This is a genomic window from Streptomyces sp. URMC 126 (genome assembly GCF_051386555.1).
In the GTDB taxonomy this organism is placed as follows: Bacteria; Actinomycetota; Actinomycetes; order Streptomycetales; family Streptomycetaceae; genus Streptomyces.
In genome coordinates, this window is record NZ_JBPQTX010001255.1 from 1 (window position 1) to 242 (window position 242).

Below are 242 nucleotides of genomic sequence, written 5' to 3' on the forward strand. Positions count from 1 at the left end.
GGCCAGGTGCATGCGGCGGTCACGGATCACATAGAGCGCCAGCTCCTGTCCGCCGAAGGCCGGCAGCAGTTGTTCCGCGACGGCCGCGCAGACCTCGCGCACGGTGACGGCCTCGGTGAGCACGCTCGCCATCTGGACGACGTGGTGGAGCGCGCCGGCCCGGGCAAGGGCGCCGGAGCCGGCCACGGCGAGCGGGCCCCTGGGCTCGGGCGGCTCCACGTGCGCGCCGGGCGCCTCCGGGG

1 protein-coding gene is annotated in these 242 nt (G+C 76.9%); it reads right to left on the reverse strand.

Features of this window, described 5'->3' with window-relative positions:
• On the reverse strand, positions 1–242 hold a 242-nt coding region (locus tag ACSNOK_RS35860; RefSeq protein WP_436784839.1), incomplete at both ends, for a hypothetical protein.